Annotated in this window: 21 protein-coding genes; 13 read left to right on the top strand and 8 right to left on the bottom strand. The window is 68.1% G+C overall.

Annotated features, from left to right (window positions below):
• Positions 1–514 precede the first annotated feature (514 nt).
• Together EV650_RS41525 and EV650_RS31675 are read right to left on the bottom strand one after the other, a co-directional pair.
• Positions 515–1303 carry a GNAT family N-acetyltransferase gene (locus EV650_RS41525; protein ID WP_369409970.1) on the bottom strand — a complete coding sequence of 263 codons (789 nt, stop codon included), beginning with the start codon at positions 1301–1303 and terminating at the stop codon, positions 515–517.
• Positions 1303–1968, bottom strand: coding sequence for a TetR/AcrR family transcriptional regulator (locus EV650_RS31675; RefSeq protein WP_134122848.1), 666 nt, complete (start codon positions 1966–1968; stop codon positions 1303–1305). Before EV650_RS31675 ends, EV650_RS41525 begins: the two co-directional genes overlap by 1 nt.
• A gap of 66 nt (positions 1969–2034) precedes the next feature.
• Here EV650_RS31675 and EV650_RS31670 point away from each other — a divergent pair, with 66 nt between their 5' ends.
• From EV650_RS31670 to EV650_RS31660, 3 genes are read left to right on the top strand one after another with little or no spacing between them, the layout of a single operon-like run.
• Entirely contained in the window at positions 2035–3489 is a 1455-nt protein-coding gene (locus tag EV650_RS31670; RefSeq protein WP_134122847.1) for a flavin-containing monooxygenase, read from the top strand.
• 54 nt (positions 3490–3543) lie between these two features.
• On the top strand, positions 3544–4848 hold the full coding sequence (locus tag EV650_RS31665; protein ID WP_134122846.1) for a hypothetical protein: 1305 nt from the start codon (positions 3544–3546) through the stop codon (positions 4846–4848).
• Positions 4845–5039 (top strand): hypothetical protein, encoded by a 195-nt coding sequence (locus EV650_RS31660; protein ID WP_134122845.1) that lies wholly within the window; start codon positions 4845–4847, stop codon positions 5037–5039. The genes EV650_RS31665 and EV650_RS31660 overlap by 4 nt, the downstream gene beginning before the upstream one ends.
• A gap of 52 nt (positions 5040–5091) precedes the next feature.
• On the opposite strand, the gene EV650_RS31655 is transcribed toward EV650_RS31660, so the two are convergent.
• Positions 5092–5313, bottom strand: a complete 222-nt coding sequence (locus EV650_RS31655; RefSeq protein WP_134122844.1) for a hypothetical protein — start codon at positions 5311–5313, stop codon at positions 5092–5094.
• 277 nt (positions 5314–5590) lie between these two features.
• On the opposite strand from EV650_RS31655, the gene EV650_RS31650 reads away from it, so the two are divergent.
• Positions 5591–7447 (top strand): S9 family peptidase, encoded by a 1857-nt coding sequence (locus EV650_RS31650; protein ID WP_134122843.1) that lies wholly within the window; start codon positions 5591–5593, stop codon positions 7445–7447.
• On the opposite strand, the gene EV650_RS31645 is transcribed toward EV650_RS31650, so the two are convergent.
• Positions 7437–8177 (bottom strand): MerR family transcriptional regulator, encoded by a 741-nt coding sequence (locus EV650_RS31645; RefSeq protein WP_238174605.1) that lies wholly within the window; start codon positions 8175–8177, stop codon positions 7437–7439. The genes EV650_RS31650 and EV650_RS31645 overlap by 11 nt on opposite strands.
• A gap of 79 nt (positions 8178–8256) precedes the next feature.
• On the opposite strand from EV650_RS31645, the gene EV650_RS31640 reads away from it, so the two are divergent.
• The 3 genes from EV650_RS31640 to EV650_RS31630 are packed head-to-tail and all read left to right on the top strand — an operon-like array spanning position 8257 to position 12220.
• A complete protein-coding gene (locus tag EV650_RS31640; RefSeq protein WP_134122842.1) occupies positions 8257–10086 on the top strand; it encodes a hypothetical protein in 1830 nt (609 codons plus the stop codon).
• On the top strand, positions 10083–11024 hold the full coding sequence (locus EV650_RS31635) for an alpha/beta fold hydrolase (RefSeq protein ID WP_238174604.1): 942 nt from the start codon (positions 10083–10085) through the stop codon (positions 11022–11024). Before EV650_RS31640 ends, EV650_RS31635 begins: the two co-directional genes overlap by 4 nt.
• A gap of 50 nt (positions 11025–11074) precedes the next feature.
• A complete protein-coding gene (locus tag EV650_RS31630; protein ID WP_134122841.1) occupies positions 11075–12220 on the top strand; it encodes a CaiB/BaiF CoA transferase family protein in 1146 nt (381 codons plus the stop codon).
• Here EV650_RS31630 and EV650_RS31625 read toward each other — a convergent pair.
• Entirely contained in the window at positions 12198–12506 is a 309-nt protein-coding gene (locus tag EV650_RS31625) for a hypothetical protein (protein WP_134122840.1), read from the bottom strand. The genes EV650_RS31630 and EV650_RS31625 overlap by 23 nt on opposite strands.
• A gap of 55 nt (positions 12507–12561) precedes the next feature.
• Between EV650_RS31625 and EV650_RS31620 the strand changes: the two genes are divergently transcribed.
• Genes EV650_RS31620 through EV650_RS31610 form a run of 3 tightly spaced genes read left to right on the top strand, consistent with a single transcriptional unit; the run spans position 12562 to position 14931 of the window.
• The gene (locus tag EV650_RS31620; protein ID WP_134122839.1) at positions 12562–13989 is read left to right on the top strand and encodes an NAD-dependent malic enzyme; all 1428 of its coding nucleotides are present in this window, start codon (positions 12562–12564) and stop codon (positions 13987–13989) included.
• An 8-nt stretch (positions 13990–13997) separates the two neighbouring features.
• Positions 13998–14366, top strand: coding sequence for a VanZ family protein (locus EV650_RS31615; protein ID WP_238174603.1), 369 nt, complete (start codon positions 13998–14000; stop codon positions 14364–14366).
• A 7-nt stretch (positions 14367–14373) separates the two neighbouring features.
• Entirely contained in the window at positions 14374–14931 is a 558-nt protein-coding gene (locus tag EV650_RS31610; RefSeq protein WP_134122838.1) for a YqgE/AlgH family protein, read from the top strand.
• Between the two features lie 2 nt (positions 14932–14933).
• Here EV650_RS31610 and EV650_RS31605 read toward each other — a convergent pair whose 3' ends face one another.
• Entirely contained in the window at positions 14934–15200 is a 267-nt protein-coding gene (locus tag EV650_RS31605; protein WP_134122837.1) for a DUF3039 domain-containing protein, read from the bottom strand.
• A gap of 140 nt (positions 15201–15340) precedes the next feature.
• Between EV650_RS31605 and EV650_RS31600 the strand changes: the two genes are divergently transcribed.
• Both EV650_RS31600 and EV650_RS31595 read left to right on the top strand, forming a co-directional pair.
• Positions 15341–17140 carry a DEAD/DEAH box helicase gene (locus tag EV650_RS31600; protein WP_134122836.1) on the top strand — a complete coding sequence of 600 codons (1800 nt, stop codon included), beginning with the start codon at positions 15341–15343 and terminating at the stop codon, positions 17138–17140.
• Positions 17141–17300: 160 nt separating this feature from the next.
• Positions 17301–20633, top strand: coding sequence for a CARDB domain-containing protein (locus EV650_RS31595; RefSeq protein WP_134122835.1), 3333 nt, complete (start codon positions 17301–17303; stop codon positions 20631–20633).
• Between the two features lie 80 nt (positions 20634–20713).
• Here the strand turns inward: EV650_RS31595 and EV650_RS31590 are convergent, their stop codons facing one another.
• Both EV650_RS31590 and EV650_RS31585 read right to left on the bottom strand, forming a co-directional pair.
• Positions 20714–21472 carry a glycoside hydrolase family 16 protein gene (locus tag EV650_RS31590; protein ID WP_134122834.1) on the bottom strand — a complete coding sequence of 253 codons (759 nt, stop codon included), beginning with the start codon at positions 21470–21472 and terminating at the stop codon, positions 20714–20716.
• 52 nt (positions 21473–21524) lie between these two features.
• Positions 21525–22361, bottom strand: coding sequence for a helix-turn-helix transcriptional regulator (locus tag EV650_RS31585; protein ID WP_134122833.1), 837 nt, complete (start codon positions 22359–22361; stop codon positions 21525–21527).
• Positions 22362–22463: 102 nt separating this feature from the next.
• Between EV650_RS31585 and EV650_RS31580 the strand changes: the two genes are divergently transcribed.
• Complete coding sequence (locus EV650_RS31580) at positions 22464–23192, top strand: SDR family oxidoreductase (protein ID WP_134122832.1); 729 nt, start codon at positions 22464–22466, stop codon at positions 23190–23192.
• The last annotated feature ends 3 nt before the right edge of the window (positions 23193–23195 follow it).

Below are 23195 nucleotides of genomic sequence, written 5' to 3'. Positions count from 1 at the left end.
CTGCCGCAGGCGCAGATCATCGCGACCGGACGGTTGGTCGGTGCTGCGTCGGCGTACGGATTCCCGGGTGGGACGCCGTCGATCTGTGGGGCGGGTTCGGCGATCTCGGCCCAGCCGTGACCGCGCGGCCCGCCCTGGTGACTGCCGCAGGCAGACATCATCATCACTAGATGCTGCCCGGGCGGTGTCGCGTCGGCGCAGGGATTCCCGGGTGGGACGCCGTCGATCCGTGGGGTGGTTCGGTGATCTGAGCTCGGCCGCGATCGTCCCCGTCCGCCCTCGCGGCCGCTGCGGCACAAGTCATCACCACCCCACGGCCCGGTCGATGCCTCGCCGGCCGGGCAGCTCGCCGCCCGTGTGGTGAGGCTCGCGACCCGTGCGGTGAGGCTCGCGATTCGTGCTGTGCGACCCGTGCGGTGAGGCTCGCGATTCGTGCTGTGCGACCCGTGCGGTGTGGCTCGGGACTCGTGCGGTGTGGCTCGTGGCTCGTGTGGGGTGGGGGTTCTTGGTGGGGTTACCAGAGTTTGTCGATGTGGCCTGGGTGGAGGGGGATGCGAGTGTTTGGGAAGGTGGGGGCGGCTTGGGTTGCGGCGGGGGTGAAGAAGGCGGCCAGGACTACTTTGTCGAAGCCTGGTTGGTCGCTGGGGAAGGGATTGTCCGGGGTGCCGCCGATCAGGACCGTGTTCGGGAGGTGTTGCCAGCCGGCGGATTCGTAGAACCGCTGGAGTGGGCGGTCGCAGGTGAAGATGCCGAGGTCGAGGTAGAGGTCCATCATCGTGTTGCGGGCGTCGGTGACCAGGCGGTGGCCGTAGCCGCGGCCGCGGAGGTCGGCGCGGGTGACGACGGTGCTCAGACCGCCCGCCTGGAATGTGGTGCCGGCGTGGTGGAGCGGCTTCCGCAGGATGTCCAGGGCGGCGACGACCACGCCGTCGTCGATGAGCAGCATCGACAGCGGGTGGAGCTTCGGGTCGTGGACGAGAGCATCGGCGGTCGCCTCGATTGGCGGGGTAGGTGGCGAGGACGCCCGGCTCGCGGAGGTCGGCGGAGCGGAGGCTGGCGGAGTGGACGCGGCCGGAGTGGAGGCTGCCGGAGTGGAGGCTGGCGGAGAGGAGGCCGGCGGAGAGGAGGCCGGCGGAGAGGAGGCCGGCGGAGAGGAGGCCGGCGGAGTGGGTGGTGGCGGAGTGGGTGAGGGCTGGGGAGTGGGTGATGGGAGGTCAGCGGGCCAGGCCTGGGCTTGGAGGGCGTGAACCTGGTGGCGGAGGGGGAGGGGTACGGCGGCCTCGGCGTACGACTCGACGTGCATCAGGTGGACTTGAGGGTGTGGAGGCCCTGCCAGAGGAGGTCTTTGAGGGTACGGGCGACTTTTTCGGGGGTTGGCGGGGTTGTGGATCGGGTGCGCCAGATCGCCAGGCGTTCGGTGGCGCCGGAGATGCTTTGGGCAACGATCTGGACTTCGTCGTCGTCGACCGGGCGGCCGGCGGGGAGGTTCATCCGGACCATGGTGGCGATGAGTTCGATGAATGCCGCGCGTACCTCGTCTGTCGCTTCGGCGGCCGGGCCGGCGCTGAGCATGCCTTCGTCGACCAGGACCGACCACGCCTGCGGATGGTCGTCGAGGAACTGGAACCAGGCGACGAACCCGGTGTACAACGCGTCCTCCGCATCCGAAGCGGCGATCACCGCGTCGGAGACCGTGTCCAGGAGTTGACCGCGGAGGCGGGCGAGGCAGGCGAGGAACAGGCCGTCCTTCGAGCCGTAGTACTGGTAGATCAGCGGCTTCGACACGCCGACCTGCGCGGCGATGTCGTCCATTGACGTGGCCTGGTACCCGCGTTTGCCGAAGATCTGCTCGGCCGCCTCGAGGATCTCCCGCTCGCGCGCGGCCCGGTCGCGGCGCCGCTTCGGCGAGCCCTGAGTCGGACCCTCAGTCGGGCCCTGCTGGGCCGGGCCGTGCGTGGTGGAGGTCACTTGCGCAGTTTAACTGACTCCGAGTAACTTACTGGGAGTAAGTTCCAGCCGAGCAGGAGGCCGAGGATGAGCGAGCAGCATCGGATCGTGGTGATCGGTACCGGGTTCGCGGGGATCGGGATGGCGGTCCGGCTGAAGCAGGCCGGGTACGACGACTTCGTCGTACTGGAGCGTGCGGACGACGTCGGCGGCACCTGGCGGGACAACACGTACCCGGGTTGCCGGTGTGACGTGCCGTCGCACCTCTACTCGTTCTCGTTCGCGCCGAACCCGGACTGGTCGTCGACCTTCTCGCCGCAGCCCGAGATCGAGGACTATCTGCGCAAGGTCACCGACGTGTTCGGCGTCCGCCAGCACATCCGCTTCGGCCACGCGGTCGAGTCGGCGCGCTGGGAGGACGGCCGCTGGCACATCCAGACTGATCAAGGTCAGTTCACCGCGGACATCGTGCTGTCGGGGATGGGTCCGCTCGCGGAACCGTCGTCCCCGAAGCTCCCGGGGATCGAGGACTTCGAAGGCGAGGTATTCCATTCCGCTCGGTGGGACCACGAGCTGAACCTGAGCGGCCGCAAGGTCGCGGTGATCGGGACCGGCGCGTCGGCGATCCAGTTCGTGCCGGCGATCCAGCCCGAGGTCGAGGAACTGCACCTGTTCCAGCGCACGCCGCCGTGGGTGATGCCGCGGCCGGATCGCAAGATCAGCGCGGCCGAGAAGATGGTATACCGGCGGTTTCCCCTTGTGCAGAAGGCGGTTCGGGCCGGGATCTACTGGGGTCGCGAGTCGATGGTGCTCGGGTTCGCCAAGCTGCCGGCGATCATGAAGCAGGCGCAGAAGGTCGCCGAGAAGCATCTCGCGCATCAGGTTCGCGACCCGCTGCTGCGCGCCAAGCTGACGCCCGATTTCACCCTCGGTTGCAAGCGCGTGCTGATCTCCGACGACTACTACCCGGCGGTCGCGCAGCCGAACGTCGAGGTGGTCACCGACGGGATCGCCGAGGTCACGCCGACCGGGATCCTCACCACCGACGGTGTGAAGCACGAGGTCGACACGATCATCTACGGCACCGGCTTCAAGGTGACCGACCTGCCGGTGATGGACATGGTCCACGGCCGCGACGGCGTCTCGCTGCGCCAGGCCTGGGCGGACGGCATGGAGGCGCACCTCGGTACGGCGATCAACGGCTTCCCGAACTTCTTCATGCTGATCGGCCCGAACACCGGCCTCGGGCATAGCTCGATGGTGTTCATGATCGAGTCCCAGATCGCGTACATCCTGGACGCGCTGAAGACGATGGATGCCGAGGGCCTGCGGGAGGTCGAGGTACGGCGGGATGTCCAGCGCGCGTTCGTCGACGGGGTCCGCTCGTCGATGCGGAACACGATCTGGACCCGCGGCGGCTGCACGAGCTGGTACCTGGATTCGGAGGGTCGCAACACGACGCTCTGGCCGTCGTTCACGTTCCGGTTCCGGCAGCTGACCCGGCGCTTCGACCCCTCGGAATATCAGACTCTCGCTATGTGACATCGATCGTGTTACATTCGATCGGTCGGATAGCTCGGGTGATCGGAGTGCGCGGTGCTGCCACTGCATGGGATCGGCGGTCGAGGGGACCTGCCGGTGCCGCTGTGGCTGGCGATCTACTCCGCCGGCGCTGCCGTCGTGGTCTCGTTCTTCGCGCTCGCGGCGTTCTGGTCGCGGCCGCGGTTCGAGGTGATGGCCGGTCGGCCGCTCGACGCTCTGACTCGGATCGTCGACCATCCTGTGACACGCGTCGTACTGAAGCTGGTCGGGCTGGCGGCGCTTGCGCTGTTGCTCGGTGCCGCATGGTTCGGTGATTCCGAGCCGTCGCTGAACCCAGCGCCGACTTGGCTGTATGTGGGGATCTGGGTCGGCATCATCCCGGTCTCGCTGCTCTGCGGCCCGATCTGGCGGTTGGCGAACCCGTTGCGGACGATCGCCGGCCTGGTACCGCGTACGTCGTACCGGCGACTGCCCGAGGGGATCGCATACTGGCCGGCCGTCGCTGGGTTGGCCGGGTTCCTCTGGCTGGAATTGGTATACCAAAACGGATCCGAGCCGCTCGTCGTCGCGATCGCGGTGAGTTCCTATGCGCTGGTGAATGTTGCCGCCGGCATCGTTTATGGGCCGGCCTGGTTCGGGATCGGCGACAGCTTCGAGGTGTACGCCGAGGTGCTGGCGCGACTGAGTCCGATCGGCCGAGACGCGGACGGTCGGTTGGTACTCCGGAATCCGCTGGCCGGGCTGGCGACATTGCCACAACGGCCCGGGATCGTCGGGCTGCTGTGTTTGCTGCTCGGGTCAACGGCGTTCGACGGGATCTCTCGCTGGTCGGTGTGGACCCAGCGGACCGGCGAACTGAGCCGACCGCAGCATCTCGTGGTCTACACGCTCGGCCTGGTTGTCGCCGTCGCGATCGTGACGGGTCTGTTCTTGCTGGCCGCGCGGACGACCGGGGCAGCGCAGATCCGGCCGGGGGCGGTCGGATCCGCCGGGTTGCCGGGTGCGTTCGTGCACTCGCTGGTGCCGATCGCGATCGGGTACGCCGTGGCGCACTACTTCTCGTTCGCGATGTTCCAGGGGCAGGAGGGCTGGCTGCTCGCGACCGATCCGTTCGGGCGCGGCTGGGATCTGCTGGGGACGGGTGGGATGCGGATCGACTACGCATTCCTGAGTACGGGCGTGATTGCGGGGGTCCAGATCGGTGCGATCGTGCTCGGACACGTACTCGGGGTCGTGTCCGCGCATGATCGCGCTGCTGAGCTGTTCCGGCGGCGGCAGTTGCGGCGGGCGCAGTACCCGATGCTCGCCGCGATGGTCGCGTTCACGGCCGGCGGGATCGCACTGGTGACGGTGTCATGATCGCGCTGCACATGGGTGGTATACCAGAGGCCTCGATGGTGCTGGGGCCGATCCTGCTGATCGCCGCGTTCATTCGCATCGCCCGTCGCAACGAGGCGAACTTCCCGGACGAGGACGACTGGAACGCCGACCTCGGCGACCTGCCTCCAGATCAGCCCGACCGAATCGATCAGGGCTCCAGCCAACAGTGAGGCCCGGCAAACCCCCTGCGGTTCGCCGGGCCTCGCCCCGTTCCCCGTGGGCTCAGGCTGCTAGTACTGCTTCGTAGTACCCGCTGACGCGGATGGGTGCTGAGGTGGTGACGAGCTTGGCGAGTTCGGCGCAGCCGGCCACCAGGGCGGACTCGAGCGTCGGCCAGTGGTCGACGCACCAGTACGGGTCGTCGGGCTGCCGGTCGTTGTCGTCGTCGATATCGGCACACCAGCCGCCGGAGCGGACGTGGTGGACGTGCAGGCGGAGCTTCATGGCGGGTCAGCTTCTCGGGTGTCAGAACGGCAGTGGACGGCCGGACGGGGTCCGGAGATCAAGGGTGTTCGTCTGGCGGCGCGTCGTGGTGGTGCGTGGCCGCCGACGGATCTGGATCTGGATCTGGATCTCGCGCATCGTCGTTCTCCTGCCTGATGTCCTTCTGGTAGTTATACGGTGCCGCCTGAGGCCCGGTTCACACATGCGGAGGATTACCTATCTCTTCCCGAGCAATCCCTGATCCCAGCTAAGGGACGCTGTCAGGGAAACTGGGTGGGTGAGTGCGGAGATGGTGGCGCGGTTGTGTCAGGTTCCGGTTCCGTCGGGGGCGGTGATCTCGCCGGATGGGCGGCGGATCGCGTACGTGTTGACGACGGTTGACGAGGATGCGGATCGGTATCACCGGGCTATCTGGTTGATCGACGCCGACGGGGGAGCGCCGCGGCTGCTGACTGAGGGTTCGGCGCCGAAGTGGTCCCCGGATGGGCGGCAGTTGGCGGTTCTTCAGGCGAACCAGCTGTGGTTGATCGACCCCGACAGCGGAGACGAGCGCCAGCTGACGGACCGCGAGCTGGGAGCAGGCGCGGCGGCGTGGGCACCCGACGGGACGCGCATCGCATTCTCGGCAGCCGTCGACCTACCCAGAGACGACGGTACGGCGCACGCAGCGAGCGACCCCGTGGTCACGCGGCGATTGGGCTACCGCTCGGATGGCATCCGCGGGTACCGGCGACCGCACCTGTTTGTCGTCGAGGTCGCGACCGGGAACGTGGAGCAACTGACAGACGGCGACTGGTCCGCGCACTCGCCGGTCTGGTCGCCGGACGGCACTCGGCTGGCGTTCGCCGGATTGCAGGACCCACGCACGGACAATTCGTTGTCGACGGCACCTTTCGTCCTGGAGAACGGCGAGCCGCGGCGCATCGGGACTGAGGACATGCTGCGCGCGCTGGCCTGGGACCCGTCGGGCGACGCGTTGCTCGTTGCGCGGATGGCCGAACGCTCCGAGACCCAGCCGCGCCTACTCCGCGTGCCTTTGGACGGATCCGACGCCATCGATCTACTGCACGGCAGCACCCTGCAACCGCCGACGCTCACCAACGACGGCCGGATCCTGACCACGGTCAACGAGCGCGCCACGACCCGTGTCTACGAGCTCGACCCGCCCCGCCCGTTGGGTGACGAGGACCTGATCTGGATCACTGCCCTCTCGGCCGCCACCAGCCGGGCTGCGATCGTCTACGCCGCCCCGGACACGTACGGCGAGATCGCCACCCTCGACCTCTCGACCGGCATCCGCAAAACCCTGACGTCGTACACCGCCGACGCCCTGCACGACCTCGACTGGGTCCGCCCGGAGCCGCCCACGTTCGAGATCTCCGACGGTACGACGGTCTCCGGCTGGCTCCTCCGCTCACCGACCAGCGAACGGGCCGGCGAACCGGCGCCGCTGCTCCTCGACATCCACGGCGGTCCGCACGGCTGGTGGTCGCCGGTGATGCAGTTCGGCCACCCCTATCAACTCAGCCTCGCAGCGGCCGGCTGGTCCGTGCTCCTCCTCAACCCCCGCGGCAGCGACGGTTTCGGCGACGACTTCCACGCCGCCGTCTACGCCAAGCAAGGCTTCGGCGACGAGGCGGATCTCCTCGAACCAGTGGACCAACTAGTTGCCGAAGGCATCGCAGACCCCGATCGCTTGGCGGTCGCGGGCTACAGCTACGGCGGGTTCATGACCAACTGGCTCACCGCCCACACCACCCGATTCAAGGCTGCGGTAACCGGCGGCGGCATGTGCGATCTGGTCAGCCTCGGCGGTACGGCGGACGTCGGCGTCGGCATGATGGACCTGATCTACGGCGGCACCGACCCCGCGGTCCTCCGCCCGCAATCGCCGTACGAGAGCGTCGCGAACGTCCGTACGCCGACCCTCATCCTGCACGCCGTCGACGACGACCGCAGCCCGGTCGGCCAGGCCGAACAATGGTTCGCCGCCCTACACACCCTCGGCGTCGAGACCGAACTAGTCCTCTATCCCGACGCTGACCACCTGTTCCTCACCTCCGGCCGACCATCCCACCGACTCGACTACGCCCGCCGCGCCATCACCTGGCTAACCGAGCACCTCAGCCGGTAGACGGCAGAGTCTTGGGGTCGAGGCCGAGTTCTTCGTACGCGACTACTTCGATTTCCCGGCCCATGGCTTCGCGGAAGGCGGCGACCAGGGCCTGGCCGGCCAGCGGGATGATGCCTTCGAGGGTGCGCTGGATCTCGGGCCAGCCGTCGGCGGGCATGCCGGCGTTGGTGAAGTCGCGCCAGACGGTCGAGCGGAACAGTTCGACGTACGTCTTGGCGACCGCGTCGGCCTGCTCGAACAGCTTCGGCAGCATCTCGAAGATCGCATCCATCGGTACGCCGAGTTTGATCACCTCGAGGCCGGTGCGGAGCAGGTCCGGGTTCGGGATCCGCAGCCGACCGTCCTCCAGCCGCTCCGCGATACCCAGCTCGACCAGCCGCTCGATCACCGCCGGATCGTGCGGTACGCCGGCCCGGTCGGCGAGCTGGTGCTCGTCGAGTTCCTCCGGCTCGGACGGCGTCCAAGGGTTCACCAGCGCCTCGAAAACCCCGAGCGCGAGTGCTCCATCAGGCAGCTCGCCCATCATCCGCTCGACCGCGGCCAGCGTGTAGCCCTTGTCGAGCAGCTCGCGGACCAGCGTGAGCCTGGCCACGTGATCCTGACCGTAGTACCCGGTCCGGCCGACCAGCCGCGGCGGCGGGACCAGCCCGCGCCCGGCGTACGCGCGCACGTTCCGGACCGTCATCCCGACCTTGGCGGCCAGTTGGTCGACAGTGAGCTCCTCTTCCACCCTTGACAGTCTTCCAGACTCCACGTTACATAGTAGATGTAACATCAAGCATGGCGCATGTGTGATGTAAGGAGTCTTGATGGCGATCCCGCTGGCGACCACCGGTACGGCGAGCTTCGACCAGATCGCCATCGTCACCGGTGTCGTGGGTTTGGTATACCTCGCACTCGCCGTGCTGCTGTGGCGGGAACGCACCGGCCACGTCACGCTGGTAGGTAGGTTCGCGGACACCATCGGGAGACTGGACGGAGTCCCCCGATGGGCCGCGCTCACGCCCTACCTGCACGCCGTCTCGCTGCTCGCTTGCGCGTTCGGGGTCTGGTGGGACATCGCGATCCACATCGACCGCGGCCGCGACACCGGCCCGTTCGGGACTGCGGCGCACTACCCGATCTTCTTCGGCATCCTGGGCGTGATCATCTCGGGCGTGTTGCCGATCGCGCTCGCGGGCAAGCCGCTGCCGGCCCGCACGATCAGGCTGACCAAGGGCTGGCGGATCCCGTGCAGCGCCGCGCTCGTCACGGTCTGCGGGACGTTCGCCCTGGTCGGCTTCCCGCTGGACGACGTCTGGCACCGGCTGTTCGGTGAGGACGTCACGCTCTGGGGACCGACCCACCTGCTGATGATCGGCGGTGTGGTCTTCTCGATCTTCGCCCGGTTGCTGGCGCTCGCGGAGGTCGAGCAACTGGTCGGGCTGAACAAACGCCGGGTCTTCCAGGAGATCGTCTCGGTCGGCGCATTGCTGATCGCATGGGATCTTTTCAGCACCGAGTTCAACTACGGCGTACCGCAGTTTCCCCTTATTTTGCAGCCGATCCTGATCGTCTTCGGCGCGGCGATGGGGTTCACCATCCTGCGAGCGCGACGCGGCCCGGGTACGACGTTCGCCGCGCTGGCGGTATACCTCATCATCCGAGGCGGGATCGCCTGGGCCGTGGCCGAGCCGCTGGGCCAGATCGTCGGGCACTTCCCGTTGCTGATCGTCGAAGCGATCCTGGTCGAACTGGTCGCGTTTGCCCTGGGCAACAAGAACCGCTTCCGGCTGGGTGCGGTCGCCGGCGCGCTGATCGGGACCGTCGGCGTGGTCGCGGAGTACGCCTGGAGTCACGTCTGGATGCCGATCGCGTGGCCGTCGTCGATCCTCCCGTCGGCCCTCGGGTACGGCGTGATCGTCGGAATCGGAGCGGGTCTGGTCGGAGCCTGGCTCGCGACCCGGTACGCCGAAGTTGCCGGCGAGGAGCGGGCGGTCGGGATCAAACACATCCGTCCGGTCGCAGTACGGCGGACCCATCAACTCGGTGCGGTTGGACTGGTCGCGGTTGCCGCGACCGTGTTCTTCTGCGTACCGAGGTCAGCGGAGCCGGGCGTGTCGGGAGTCGTGTCGTTGGAGCGGGTGGCCACGGGGGGCCAGCCGACGGCGTACGTCACGATCACGATGTCGCCCGGCGACGCGGCCAAGGTCGACGAGGCGCGCTGGTTCGAAGCGCTGGCCTGGCAGGGCGGCGGTTTGGTATACCACCCGATGGAGAAGGTTGCCGACGGCACGTACCGGTCGTCGGACGCCCTGCCGATGTACGGAAAGTGGAAGTCGATGATCCGGCTGCACCAGGGGCAGCGGGACATGGTGGCGGCCTGGGTGTACGCGCCGGAGGACGCCGCGATCGAGAAGCCCGCGGTGCAGGTCTCGAACGGGCAGACGGTCGAGTTCGTCAACGAGCAGCTGATCCTGCGACGCGAGGAGCGGACCGACGTGCCACGATGGATGTGGAACGCCGGGTACGCGCTGCTCGGGGTTGTCGGAGTACTGGAGATCATCGGGATCGCCTGGCTGGTCGGGCGTGGTGCCCGCGGCGGGCGGCTACGTGCGGCCCACTTGGCGGCCGGTGAACGGGAACGGGAGACAGCGTGACGATCCAGTTGGAGCGCTCAGGGATCACGACTCCAGACGGAGTGCGGCTGAACGTTGAGGTCGCCGGGCCGGCTGACGCGCCGGTGACAGTGCTGCTCTCGCACGGGTGGACCTGTTCGACGCGGTCGTGGCACAACCAGGTGGAGGCGTTGCCGCAGATCCTCGGGCCGGACGCCCTACGAGTCGTCACCTACGACCACCGCGGCCACGGCCGCTCGGATCTCGCTCCGGCCGGCTCGATGCGCTTCGAGCAGTTGGCCGAAGACCTGGTCACGGTCCTCGACGGGGTCGTCGGCGACAGCCCGGTCGTGTACGCCGGCCACTCGATGGGCGGCATGACCCTGATGGAGCTCGGCGACCAGCGCCCCGACCTGATCGGCGACCGCATCCGTGCGGCCGTCATGGTCAGCACGTCCTCGGGCCACATCGGCGAAGGCGCCTTCGGTCTGCCCCGGCGCCTCGACCCCGCCACCGCCCGGTTCGCCCCGCGCGTCATGAACCTGGTCGGCACCCGGGCGGACCGCCGCGTGGCCCGCCACAGCGATGGCGGCGCGCATCGGGTCGCGGAGCTGGCGGCCAACCTGCAGCGGCCGGCGTTGCGGCAGATGGTGTTCGGGAAGAAGGTCGACCCGGCCGAGATCGACCTGTTCATGGCGGACCTGGCGGTCGTACCCGGACCGACGTACGGCGGCTTCTTCGAGGCGATCCTCGAGCACGACCGCGATCACACCCTCAAGGCGCTCAGCGACATCCCGGTCGAGATCATGCACGGCACCCGCGACCGCCTGCTGCCACCCCGCCACGCCAACCGGATGGCCGCCGAGCTGCCCACTGCTCGCCTCTGGTTCTACCCCGGCGCCGGCCACATGCTCATGCAGGAACGGCCCCGGGACGTGAGCCACCGCCTCGCCTCGCTGGTCCGCAAGGTCTCTGCCTGAAAGAGAGTCGCGTCACGGCCGACCGTGAGCTCCTCGCCTACGCTCGACCCGTGCAGAACCTTCTCTCCGACGTCGTGGTCGTGGACCTGACCCGTGCCTTGGCCGGGCCACATGCGGCGATGATGCTCGGGGACCTGGGCGCGCGGGTGATCAAGGTCGAGACCCCGAACGGCGGCGACGACAGCCGCGGCTGGGGACCGCCGTTCGTCGAGGGCGAGTCGACGTACTACCTGTCTGCGAACCGGAACAAGGAGTCGGTGACGGCCGACCTCAAGTCGGACGAGGGCAAGGAGTTCCTGACCAAGCTGGTCCGGCGGGCCGACGTACTGATCGAGAACTTCCGGCCGGGCGTGCTGGACCGGCTCGGGTTCGCCGTCGAGCGACTGCACGAAATCAACCCGGGCCTGGTGATTTTGTCGATCACCGGGTTCGGACACGACGGGCCGGAAGGCGGGCGCGCCGGGTACGACCAGATCGCCCAGGGTGAAGGCGGTCTGATGAGCATCACCGGCGAGACCGAGCCGACCAAGGTCGGTGCGCCGATCGCCGACCTGCTGGCCGGGATGTACGGCGCGTACGGCGCACTGGCTGCACTCCACGAACGAGCGATCACCGGCAAGGGCCGCGTGGTGCGGACCAGCCTGCTCGCGTCGGTCGTCGGGGTGCACGCGTTCCACGGCACGAAGTGGACGGTCGCGCACGAGTTGCCCGAGCGGGTCGGCAATCATCATGCGCAGATCGCGCCGTACGGGCTGTACCGCACGCAGGACGACATCGTGCAGGTCGCGGTCGGCAGTGAAGGTTTGTGGCGACTGTTCGCCCCGATCGTCGGTCTGGATCCGGCGGACGAACGCTTCGCCGTGAACTCCGACAGGGTTGCTCACCGCGACGAGTTGACCGCCGCCATCGAGACCGCGTTCGCCAGTGAGCCGGCCGATGTGTGGCTGCAACGCCTTGCGGACAAGGGGATTCCGGCCGGCAAGGTCCGCGACTTCCAGCAGGTGTACGACTGGGAGCAGACCCTCTCACAAGGTCTGCTGATCGACGTAGAGCACCCGACCCTCGGCACCATCCAGCTCCCTGGCCCGCCGCTCCGCTTCGACGAGAACCGGTACGCCGGCGCCCGCGAGACCAACCTCCCGCCGCCGCGGCTGGGCGAGCACAACGACTCCGTCAGGAAGTGGCTGGAGGAGTAGCGGACCGCCACGCATGCAGAACCCCCGGATCACCGACGCCGCCAGCCTGAGCGCGGCCGTCAATCGGCAGTTCTGCATGCATGGCGGTCCGCACCTTTCCAGCTACACCGGTTGGTCCGGTGATGCAGCCGATCCGCTCGTAGCCCTGGGCAACCAAATGCGCGGTCGCCTCCCGGGCGGCGAGCGGGCCGCTCGGCTGGTCGCCGAGCTCGGGTGCGGCCGCCCGGACCCGCGCGGCCGGCTCGGGGTCGACGGTCGGGTAATGGATTACCCAGCTGTCGGTCATGCACTTTACGTACGTAACCTCAGGGCATTACCAGTAGCGTGAGAGGATCACCCGCGTGACTGCCTTGCCGAGTGTTTCGTACTCCATCACCGTTCGCCTCGAGGTGCCTTCGGGTGGCTCGACGGTGAGCAAGCTGACGACCGCGGTCGAGCAGGCCGGCGGTCTGGTCACCGCACTCGACGTCACCGCGTCCGGCCACGAGCGCCTGCGGATCGACGTCACCTGTGCGGCCGCCGACACCGAGCACGCCGGCCGGCTGGTCGAGGCGATGCGCGCCGTACCGGGCGTCGAGATCGGCCGGGTCTCGGACCGGACGTTCCTGATGCACCTCGGCGGCAAGATCTCGATGGAGGCGAAGCACCCGATCCGCAACCGTGACGATCTGTCGATGATCTACACGCCGGGTGTCGCGCGGGTCTGCCTGGCGATCGCGGCCAACCCCGAGGACGCGCGCCGGCTGACGATCAAGCGCAACAGCGTCGCGGTGGTCACGGACGGTTCCGCCGTACTGGGGCTGGGCAACATCGGCCCGAAGGCCGCGCTGCCGGTGATGGAGGGCAAGGCCGCGCTGTTCAAGCGGTTCGCCGGGATCGACGCCTGGCCGCTGTGCCTGGACACCCAGGACCCCGAGGCGATCATCCAGGTGGTCAAGGCGATCGCGCCGGGGTTCGCCGGGATCAACCTCGAGGACATCTCCGCGCCGCGCTGCTTCGAGATCGAGGCCCGGCTGCGCGAGGAGCTCGACATCCCGGTCTTCCACGACGACCAGCACGGTACGGCGGTCGTGGTGCTGGCGGCGCTCTTCAACGCGCTGCGGGTGGTCGGCAAGGACATCAGTGAGGTCCGGGTGGTGCTGTCCGGCGCGGGTGCGGCCGGTACGGCGATCCTCAAGCTGCTGATCGAAGCCGGCGTGAACGACACGATCGTCGCCGACATCGCCGGAGTCATCCACACCGAGCGCGACGGGCTGTCGCCGGAGCTGCGCTGGATCGCGGAGAACACCAACGCGGCGAAGTACAGCGGCGACCTCAAGGGTGCGCTGAGCGGAGCGGACGTGTTCATCGGCGTCTCCGCGCCGAACATTCTGGACGGCGCCGACATCGCCACCATGAACAAGGACGCGATCGTCTTCGCGCTGGCCAACCCGGACCCGGAGATCGATCCGGTCGCGGCGCACGAGCACGCGGCCGTGGTGGCGACCGGGCGCAGCGACTTCCCGAACCAGATCAACAACGTGCTGGTCTTCCCGGGCGTCTTCCGCGGTCTGCTCGACGCACAGTCGTCGAAGGTGTCGATCCAGATGGAGCTGGCGGCCGCGAAGGCGCTGGCCGGTGTCGTCACCGACGACGAGCTGAACGCGGACTACATCGTGCCGAGCGTCTTCCACCCGGAGGTGCACACCAGGGTCGCGGCCGCGGTCCGGGAGGCAGCCGGCGGCAAGGCTCCGGCGCACGAGAACTACCCGGACGACGCCCCGGCGTGACCGTGCCGGTGACGGAAGAGACAAAGAAGTCTGGACTGCAGGTCTGGCTCTGGCGGATCGCGTTCGTCGCGGCCGTGGCCTTGCAGCTGTACGGCGTGTACTCACCCCGTGAGGCGGGTCCGCACGTCGGGATCCCGCAGATCGACAAGGTCGCGCACTGCTTCCTGTTCGCGGCGGTCGCGTTCACCGGCCTGAAGGTCGGGCTGCCGGCGCGGTGGTTGCTCGGAGCACTCGTCGCGAACGCCGTGGTCAGCGAGCTCGTGCAGCACTGGCTGCTGCCACAGCGCGACGGGGACCCGTTCGACTCGCTCGCGGACATCGCCGGGGTCGTATTGGGAGCTTGGTTAGGGTCCCGGGCGAACCGTCGTACGCCATGATGGACGTATGACGGCCTCGACCCTGACCGGTTCGCTGCTGGTGGCGACTCCGTTGCTCGACGAGCCGCCCTTTCGCCGGTCGGTGGTCCTGCTGCTGGATCACGACGACGACGGCGCACTCGGGGTGGTGATCAACCGCGCGGCCGATCTGGCCGTGGACCGGGTGCTGCCGGACTGGTCGACCGCGGTCGACGAGCCCGGCGTCCTGTTCATGGGCGGTCCGGTCGGCACCGACAGCGCGCTGGCCGTCGCCGAGGTGCTCGAGTCCACCGACCCGCCGGGCTGGCGGGAGTGCTTCGGCCGGATCGGCCTGGTCGACCTCGACGTACCCGCGGTGCTGCTGGAGGGCGCGATCACCCGGATGCGGATCTTCGCCGGGTACGCCGGCTGGTCCAGCGGGCAGCTCGAGGGTGAGATCGCCGAGGGCGCGTGGTACGTCGTCGAGTCGGTGCCGGAGGACGTGTTCGGCCACGACCCGGACACCCTGTGGCGCCGGGTCCTGCGTCGCCAGAACGATCAGATGGCGTACGTCGCGACGTACCCGGACGATCCGACCCAGAACTAGGGCTACTCCTCGCCGCCGTCGTCACCCGGGTTGAGCGAGGCCCAGATCTCCTTGCACTCCGGACAGACCGGGAAACGCTGCGGGTCGCGGCTCGGCACCCACACCTTGCCGCAGAGGGCCACCACCGGCGTGCCCATCACCATCGCCTCGGTCAGCTTCTCTTTCGGCACGTAGTGCGAGAACCGCTCGTGGTCGCCGGGCTCGGCCGGTGCCGGCTGGGTCCGCTCGTCGACAACGGTCTCGGCGCCCGGGGTCAGCTGAGTACTCATGACCCAAAGTGTAGGCCGCCACACCAGTCGATCCAGGAACTTTTTGCACAGAACGCTCGTACCCCGAGCGACGCGAGTCGGATCTGCCGCCGAAGTCAGGTAACGTTCCTGCACGGCCGACAGTCGACTAACGGGGGAGTATGCCGTCCGTGGATTCGAGCCTGCCAACGGGACCAGCTGTCCTCCCGCCGGCGTATCCGGACCGTGCCGCCTGGGGTACCGCCAGCAAGCTGCGGGCCTGGCAGGCGGAGGCGCTCAAGCTCTATCTCGACCGCCAGCCGCGGGACTTTCTCGCGGTGGCGACACCGGGCGCCGGTAAGACGACGTTCGCGCTCACCGTGGCCGCCGAGCTGCTGCACCGGCGTCTGATCGACCGGATCACCGTGGTCACCCCGACCGAGCACCTCAAGGTCCAGTGGGCCGACGCCGCCGACAAGGCCGGGATCGCGATCGACCCCGCCTTCGCCGGCCGGCGCGGCAAGACCAACAAAGACTTCACCGGCGTCGCAGTGACGTACGCCGGCGTCGCGGTGAACCCGCTCGCGTTCCGGGTCCGGACCGAGCGGTTCAAAACTCTGGTGATCCTGGACGAGGTGCACCACGGCGGTGACGCGCTCAGCTGGGGTGACGGAGTCCGGGAGGCGTTCGAGCCCGCGGCCCGCCGGCTCTGCCTGACCGGTACGCCGTTCCGCAGCGACGACAACCCGATCCCGTTCGTCACGTACGAAGACAGTCATGACGGCGCGTCCCGGAGCAAGGCGGACTTCACCTACGGGTACGGCCACGCGCTGGCGGATCACGTCGTACGCCCGGTCATCTTCATGTCGTATTCCGGGGAGATGCGGTGGCGGACCAAGGCCGGTGACGAGGTCGCGGCCCGACTGGGTGAGCCGCTGACCAAGGACCTGACCGCGCAGGCGCTGCGGACCGCGCTGGACCCGGCCGGCGAGTGGATGCCGGCCGTCCTGGCCGCCGCCGACAAGCGGCTGACCGAGGTACGGCGGCACATGCCGGACGCCGGCGCCCTGGTGATCTCGGGTGACCAGAACACGGCCCGTGCGTATGCGAAGACCTTGCGGGAGCTCACCGGCGAGGCGCCGACCGTCGTCCTGTCCGACGAGAAGGCGGCGAGCAAGAAGATCGCGAAGTTCTCCGAGGGAGACTCGCGGTGGATGGTCGCCGTACGGATGGTCTCCGAGGGGGTCGACGTACCGCGGCTCGCGGTTGGTGTGTACGCGACGCCGACCTCGACGCCGCTGTTCTTCGCGCAGGCGGTCGGGCGGTTCGTGCGGGCCCGGAAGCGGGGTGAGACGGCGTCGGTGTTCGTGCCGTCGGTGACCCGGCTGCTCGGGTTCGCGGCCGAGATGGAGGTCGAGCGCGACCACGTCCTCGGGCGGAAGAACAGCAACGAGGACGGCGACATCTTCGCGCTCGAGGACGACCTGCTGAAGCAGGCGAACCAGACCGAGGGCGCCAGCGACGAGCTCGAGGGCAACTTCGAGGCGCTCGGATCGGACGCGAGCTTCGACCGGGTGGTGTTCGACGGCGGCGACTACGGGACCGGCGGCGACAACGCGTCGGACGAGGAGCTGGACTTCCTCGGGCTGCCGGGTCTGCTGGAGCCGGACCAGGTGCGGGAGCTGCTGCACAAACGCCAGCAGAAGTCGCTGGCCGCGCAGAAGAAGTCCTCCCGGACGACCAGCGACCGTGAGGACCCGACGCCGACCGAGCTGGCGACCCACGAGCAGATCGCCCTGCTCCGCCGCGAGCTGAACGGCCTGGTCGCCGCCTGGCATCACCGGACGGGCCAGCCCCACGGCGTGATCCACAACGACCTCCGCCGCAAACTCGGCGGGCCTGCCGCCGCGCACGCTTCCTCCCTCCAGCTGAAGGAGCGGATCGAGCTCATCCGCGATTGGGCTACCCAGCGCCGCGCTTGAGTTCTGCCCTCCGTCCTTGGGATCCAGGGCGGGGTGATTTCTGTGGGTGGCGAAGTGTTGACCTGCTGCGACGAGTGCTGCAAGCTTCGCGGTACTGAGCTGCAAAAAATCATCAATCTCATGCAATTAGCTCACCTCCCACCGCCCCGACGGAGGACCAATGCATCGGAAGACGCTTCTACGGCTGCTGCTTACCGCCGTCCTCATCACCACCGGCCTGCTGTCCGTCCCGACAGCCTCCGCCGCCACCCTCACCAAGACCCTGTCCGCCAGCAGTTCGCTCGGTGCGTACCCGAGCGGCAACGCCGGCGACGGCAACCAGAACACCTACTGGGAGAGCAACAACAACGCCTTCCCGCAGTGGATCCAGGCCGACCTCGGCGCGACGAAGGACGTCAACCAGGTCACCCTGAAGCTCCCCGGGTCCTGGGGCCCGCGGAGCCAGACGCTGACCGTCCAAGGCAGCGCGAACGGCTCGTCGTTCACCACGCTCGTCAGCAGTACGGCGTACTCCTTCAGCGGGACGAACGTCGTCACGATCAACTTCACCAACACCGCCGCGCGCTACGTCCGCCTGACCTTCACGGCGAACACGGAGTGGCCGGCCGCGCAGCTGTCGGAGTTCGAGCTGGCCGGGCCTGGTGGCGGGACAGTCGATCCTCCGAGCGGCACCGACCTCGCCGCCGGCAAGGCGATCGAGGCGTCCGGTTCGGTGTTCGGCTTCGTCGCAACCAACGCGAACGACGGCAACGTCGGCACCTACTGGGAGTCCAACGGCTTCCCGTCGACGCTCACCGTCAAGCTCGGCTCGAACGCCGACCTCAGCTCGGTCGTCGTCAAACTCAACCCAGACTCGGCCTGGGGCGCTCGCACCCAGAGCATCGAGGTCCTCGGCCGCGAACAGTCCGCCACAACGTTCACCTCGGTAGTGGCCCGGACCGACTACCAGTTCGACCCATCGGCCAACCAGAACACGGTCACGATCCCGGTCACCGGCCGGTACGCCGACCTCCGGCTGCAGGTCTTCAGCAACACCGGCGCACCCGGCGGCCAGGTCGCCGAGCTCCAGGTCTTCGGTACGGCGGCACCCAACCCCGACCTCGTTGTCACGAGTGTCGACTGGACCCCGGCCAGCCCGACCGAGACCACGCCGATCACCCTGTCCGCGACCGTCAAGAACAACGGCACCGCGGCCGCCCCGGCAAGCAGCCTGAACTTCCTCCTCAACGGCAGCACAGCCGGCACCGCCTCCGTCGGAGCCCTCGCCGCCGGCGCGTCCGCCACGGTCACCGCCGACACCGGAACGCATGCCGAAGGCAACTACACCGTTGCCGCCGTCGCCGATCCGACCAACGCGATCGTCGAGCAGAGCGACGACAACAACACCCTCCAGTCACCCACCCAACTCGCAGTCGCCCAAGCGCCCGGCCCCGACCTCCAGGTCATCGGGATCACCTCCAACCCCGCCAACCCGGCACCCGGCACACAGGTCTCCTTCACCGTTGCCGTCAACAACCGAGGTACGACGGCATCTGCCGCGAGTGTCACCAAGCTGGCCGTCGGCACTGCCACGCTGACTGGCAACACTGCGTCGATCGCAGCCGGTGCCACCGGCAACGTTGCGATCAGCGGAACCTGGACCGCGACCAACGGCGGCGCGACCCTGACCGCGACCGCCGACTCCACCAATACCGTTGCCGAGACCAACGAATCCAACAACGTCTTCACCAAGTCGATCGTCGTCGGCCGCGGCGCCGCCGTACCGTTCACGTCGTACGAAGCCGAGGCCGGCAACTACACCGGCACCCTGCTCACGGCCGACGCGACCCGGACCTTCGGCCACACCAACTTCGCCACCGAGTCGTCCGGCCGCCAGTCGGTCCGGCTGAACTCGAGCGGGCAGTACGTCGAGTTCAGCTCGACCGTGCCGACCAACTCGATCGTCGTCCGCAACTCGATCCCGGACTCCGCCGACGGACAGGGGATCCAGGCAACGATCAGCCTGTACGTCAACGGCACGTTCAAGCAGAAGCTGAACCTGTCGTCCCACAACAGCTGGCTCTACGGCAACACCGACGCACCCGAAGGGCTCACCAACACTCCCGGCGGCGACGCGCGCCGGCTCTTCGACGAGTCGCACGCCTTGCTCGGTACGTCGTACCCGGCCGGCACCACGTTCCGCCTGCAACGCGACTCCGGCGACACGGCGTCGTACTACATCATCGACATGGTCGACCTGGAGCAGGTCGCGCCGGCTCTGTCGCAACCGGCCGGCTGTACGTCGATCACGCAGTACGGCGCGGTGCCGAACGACGGCATCGACGACGCCGACGCGATCCAGCGGGCCGTGACCGACGACCAGAACGGCGTGATCAGCTGCGTCTGGATCCCGGAAGGCCAGTGGCGGCAGGAGAAGAAGATCCTCACCGACGACCCGCTGAACCGTGGGCAGTACAACCAGGTCGGGATCAGCAACACCACGATCCGCGGCGCCGGCATGTGGTACTCGCAGCTGTACTCGACGATCGAGCCGCAGAACGCGGGCGGCATCAACCATCCGCACGAAGGCAACTTCGGCTTCGACATCGACAAGAACGTGCAGATCTCGGACATCGCGATCTTCGGCTCCGGCCGGATCCGTGGCGGCGACGGCAACGCCGAGGGCGGTGTCGCGCTGAACGGCCGGTTCGGCACCGGGACCAAGATCAGCAACGTCTGGATCGAACATTCGAACGTCGGTGTCTGGGTCGGTCGCGACTACGACAACATCCCGGATCTGTGGGGCCCGGCCGACGGGCTCGAGTTCAGCGGGATGCGGATCCGGGACACGTATGCCGACGGCATCAACCTCACCAACGGAGCCCGCAACTCGAAGGTCTTCAACTCGTCCTTTCGTACGACCGGCGACGACTCGATGGCTGTCTGGGCGAGCAAGTACGTGAAGGACCAGTCCGTCGACATCGGCCACGACAACTCGTTCACCAACAACACCGTTCAGTTGCCTTGGCGCGCCAATGGGATCGCGATCTACGGGGGCTACGGCAACAAGATCGAGAACAACCTGATCTACGACACGATGAACTACCCGGGCATCATGCTCGCGACCGACCACGACCCGCTGCCGTTCACGGGTACGACGACGATCGCGAACAACGCGCTCTACCGGTGCGGCGGGGTGTTCTGGGGCGAGGCGCAGGAGTTCGGCGCGATCACGCTCTTCCCGTCGAACCTTCCGATCACCGGCGTCACGATCCGCGACACCGACATCTACGACTCGACGTACGACGGGATCCAGTTCAAGACCGGCGGCGGTGAGATGCCGAACGTTGCCCTCACCAACATTCACATCGACAAGTCCAACAACGGCTCCGGAATCCTCGCCATGGGCGGAGCGCGCGGCAGCGCAACGCTCTCCAACGTCACCATCACGAACTCCCGCGACGGCGACATCCTCAAGGAACCCGGCTCGAGCTTCACGTTCACCGGGCAGTAGCCACCCGCACCGGGCATCCAGCCCCGCCCGGTGTGTTCCCCGAGGCCCCGCACTCCGCCCGAGGTGCGGGGCCTCAGCTTTTACGGGCGATAGACCCGGACGTAGTCGATCTGCATCGATCCGGTGCTGACCGTCGGCGGGATCTTCCCGTACACGAACAGGTCCAGGATCAGCGCGTCGCCGGTCCCGGTGTACGCGCCCTGGCGGCAGACCTCCTTGCCGTCGAGGTACCAAACAGTCTGGTCCGGTCCGACCTGTTCGGCGATGGTGTGCCAAGCGGTGGTGAGATCGGTGGGGGACTCGTAGGGGCAGCTGCCGCCGCCCGACTGGTGGTTGGTCAGGTAGAGCGCCTGATGGTTGTCGCTGTAGAACTCGTAGGTGTCCTGTTCGTTGGAACCGTTGCCGTTCCAGGTCCAGGTCGACGGCCAGAAACCCTTGTCCGACGGGAGTTTCAGCCGGGTCTCGATGTAGTCACCGGGTTGTACGGCGAACGACTGCGACGGCTCATGACCGCAGGCCTGACCGGTCGTGATCAGCGCGCCGGACCAGTCGTAGCCCGGCGCCGGGTTGTTCTTCCGCGCCGTCATCGTCAGCAGTCCGTCGCTCACCGATAGCGCGTCCCACGTGTGCCACTCGAGCTGCTGGTTGCCCTTGTTGCCGAGGCAGTCGTCGGATTCCGCGTTCGAGTGGATCGCCCACTTCGTCCGGTCGATCGCCGTACCGTCGAACTCGTCCGCGAACACCAGTTTGCCGGGCGCGGCCACCTCGGTGGCGTCGGCGGCCCGGAGGGGCACGACGAGCAGACCGAGCACGACCAGAGCAGTAAGTAACTTACGCATCAGCTAAGCCTTCCGTCGGAAACCAACGGATCAAACAGTCGCTTGACTGGGCTCAGGTTGTCAACTGCTGGGTGCCGATCACGTCCAGCAGCCGGATCGCCTGGTCGGACTCCGATCCGGGCTCGGTGGTGTAGAGCACCACCCGCTGATCCCGCTCCGGGACCACGAGTACCTCGCACACCACGTCGATCCGCCCGACCTGCGGATGGAAGACCGTCTGGCACAGCGACTGCTGCCGCGCGACCTCGTGCCGCGCCCAGATCTCCGCGAACTCCCGACTGCCGTCCAGCAGATCGCGCACCAGTCGGGCGATCTCTGGATCGTCCGGGTACGTGCTGGTCGCCGCCCGCAGGTCGGCCGCCACCTCGCGCGCGAACTCCCTGGTCGCTTCCTCGCCGAACAGCTGCGCCTGCCGATCGGTCAGGAACCGCAAGCGCAGCAGATTCCGCTCCCGCAGCGGTACGGCGGAGAAGTCCGTGATCAACGCCGCGGCCAATGGGTTCCACGCGAGTACGTCGTACTTCGCGTCCAGGACCAGCCCGGGTACGTCGAGCCGCGCGAGCATCCGCAGTACGCCGGACCGCACGTCGGCAGGTGGTCCGGGCGGGGGACCGGGCTGCTCGCCGGCCAGTCGGAACAGGTGAGCGCGCTCGTCGTCGGACAACCGCAGAGCTCGGGCCAGCCCGGTAAGGACTGGGCGGGACGGGCGCGGGCCGCGGGCCTGTTCGAGGCGGGTGTAGTAGTCGGTTGACATGGTCGCGAGGCTCGCAACCTCTTCGCGGCGCAGCCCGGGTGTGCGACGGCGCAGTCCGGCGGGCAGGCCGACATCGGCCGGCTGCAACGACTCCCGTCGTACCCGCAAGAACTCCGCCAGTCCGTCCCGATCCACGGTCCTAGGATCGCAGCCCGGCTCCGGGTCTAACCAGGGACTGGCGATCCCAGCCTCAGCCGACTCTGCCTGGCTTCGCTGGATCGGGCGAGCCTGGTCGGCATGAACACGAACAGGGTCGCGCTCGTCACGGGCGCCAACAAAGGCATCGGCAAGGAGATCGCTCGGCAGCTCGGGCAGGCCGGGTTCACTGTGCTGGTCGGGTCACGGGACGTCGGGCGTGGTGAGGTGGCGGTGAAGGAGCTGGTTGCTGATGGCATCGATGCCGTCGGCATCCAGTTGGAGGTGACGGACGCGGCGTCTGTACGGGGGGCGGCCGGGCGGGTCGAAGCGGCGTACGGCCAGCTCGAGGTGTTGATCAACAACGCCGCGATCATTCCCGAGGGGGACGATGGGGTGTTGGGGATCCAGGACGGGGTACTGCGGGCGGCGTTCGAGACCAATGTGTTCGGGCTGGTCGCGGTCACGCAGGCGTTTCTGCCGTTGTTGCGGAAGGCGGAGCGGGCGCGGGTCGTGAACCTGTCGACTTCGCTGGCGTCGTTCGAGCAGGTCGGGGATCCGGAGTCGCGGATGTCGACGGTGCTGACGCTGGGCTACAACGCGTCGAAGGCGGCGGTGAACATGGTCACGGTCATGCTCGCCAACGAACTGCGCGACACGGGCATCCTGGTCAACGGCGCGGATCCCGGCAACTGCGCAACCGACATGGGTGGGTGGAGCGCCGCGCGCACACCCGCGCAAGGTGCGGCGGTCGCGGTCGGGCTCGCCACACTGGACGCCGACGGCCCGACCGGCCACGTGTACGCCGAGGAAGGCCGCCTGCCCTGGTGATCG

It is taken from the genome of Kribbella kalugense, from assembly GCF_004365875.1.
Lineage (GTDB): Bacteria > Actinomycetota > Actinomycetes > Propionibacteriales > Kribbellaceae > Kribbella > Kribbella kalugense.
This window is presented reverse-complemented; position numbering and strand designations above follow the sequence as displayed.

Coding starts and splice junctions, on each gene's coding strand:
- EV650_RS41525 (WP_369409970.1), bottom strand. CDS start 1,303: ATGCACGTCGAGTCGTACGCCGAGGCCGCCGTACCCCTCCCCCTCCGC.
- EV650_RS31670 (WP_134122847.1), top strand. CDS start 2,035: ATGAGCGAGCAGCATCGGATCGTGGTGATCGGTACCGGGTTCGCGGGG.
- EV650_RS31660 (WP_134122845.1), top strand. CDS start 4,845: ATGATCGCGCTGCACATGGGTGGTATACCAGAGGCCTCGATGGTGCTG.
- EV650_RS31655 (WP_134122844.1), bottom strand. CDS start 5,313: ATGAAGCTCCGCCTGCACGTCCACCACGTCCGCTCCGGCGGCTGGTGT.
- EV650_RS31640 (WP_134122842.1), top strand. CDS start 8,257: ATGGCGATCCCGCTGGCGACCACCGGTACGGCGAGCTTCGACCAGATC.
- EV650_RS31625 (WP_134122840.1), bottom strand. CDS start 12,506: ATGACCGACAGCTGGGTAATCCATTACCCGACCGTCGACCCCGAGCCG.
- EV650_RS31610 (WP_134122838.1), top strand. CDS start 14,374: ATGACGGCCTCGACCCTGACCGGTTCGCTGCTGGTGGCGACTCCGTTG.
- EV650_RS31605 (WP_134122837.1), bottom strand. CDS start 15,200: ATGAGTACTCAGCTGACCCCGGGCGCCGAGACCGTTGTCGACGAGCGG.
- EV650_RS31600 (WP_134122836.1), top strand. CDS start 15,341: ATGCCGTCCGTGGATTCGAGCCTGCCAACGGGACCAGCTGTCCTCCCG.
- EV650_RS31595 (WP_134122835.1), top strand. CDS start 17,301: ATGCATCGGAAGACGCTTCTACGGCTGCTGCTTACCGCCGTCCTCATC.
- EV650_RS31590 (WP_134122834.1), bottom strand. CDS start 21,472: ATGCGTAAGTTACTTACTGCTCTGGTCGTGCTCGGTCTGCTCGTCGTG.
- EV650_RS31580 (WP_134122832.1), top strand. CDS start 22,464: ATGAACACGAACAGGGTCGCGCTCGTCACGGGCGCCAACAAAGGCATC.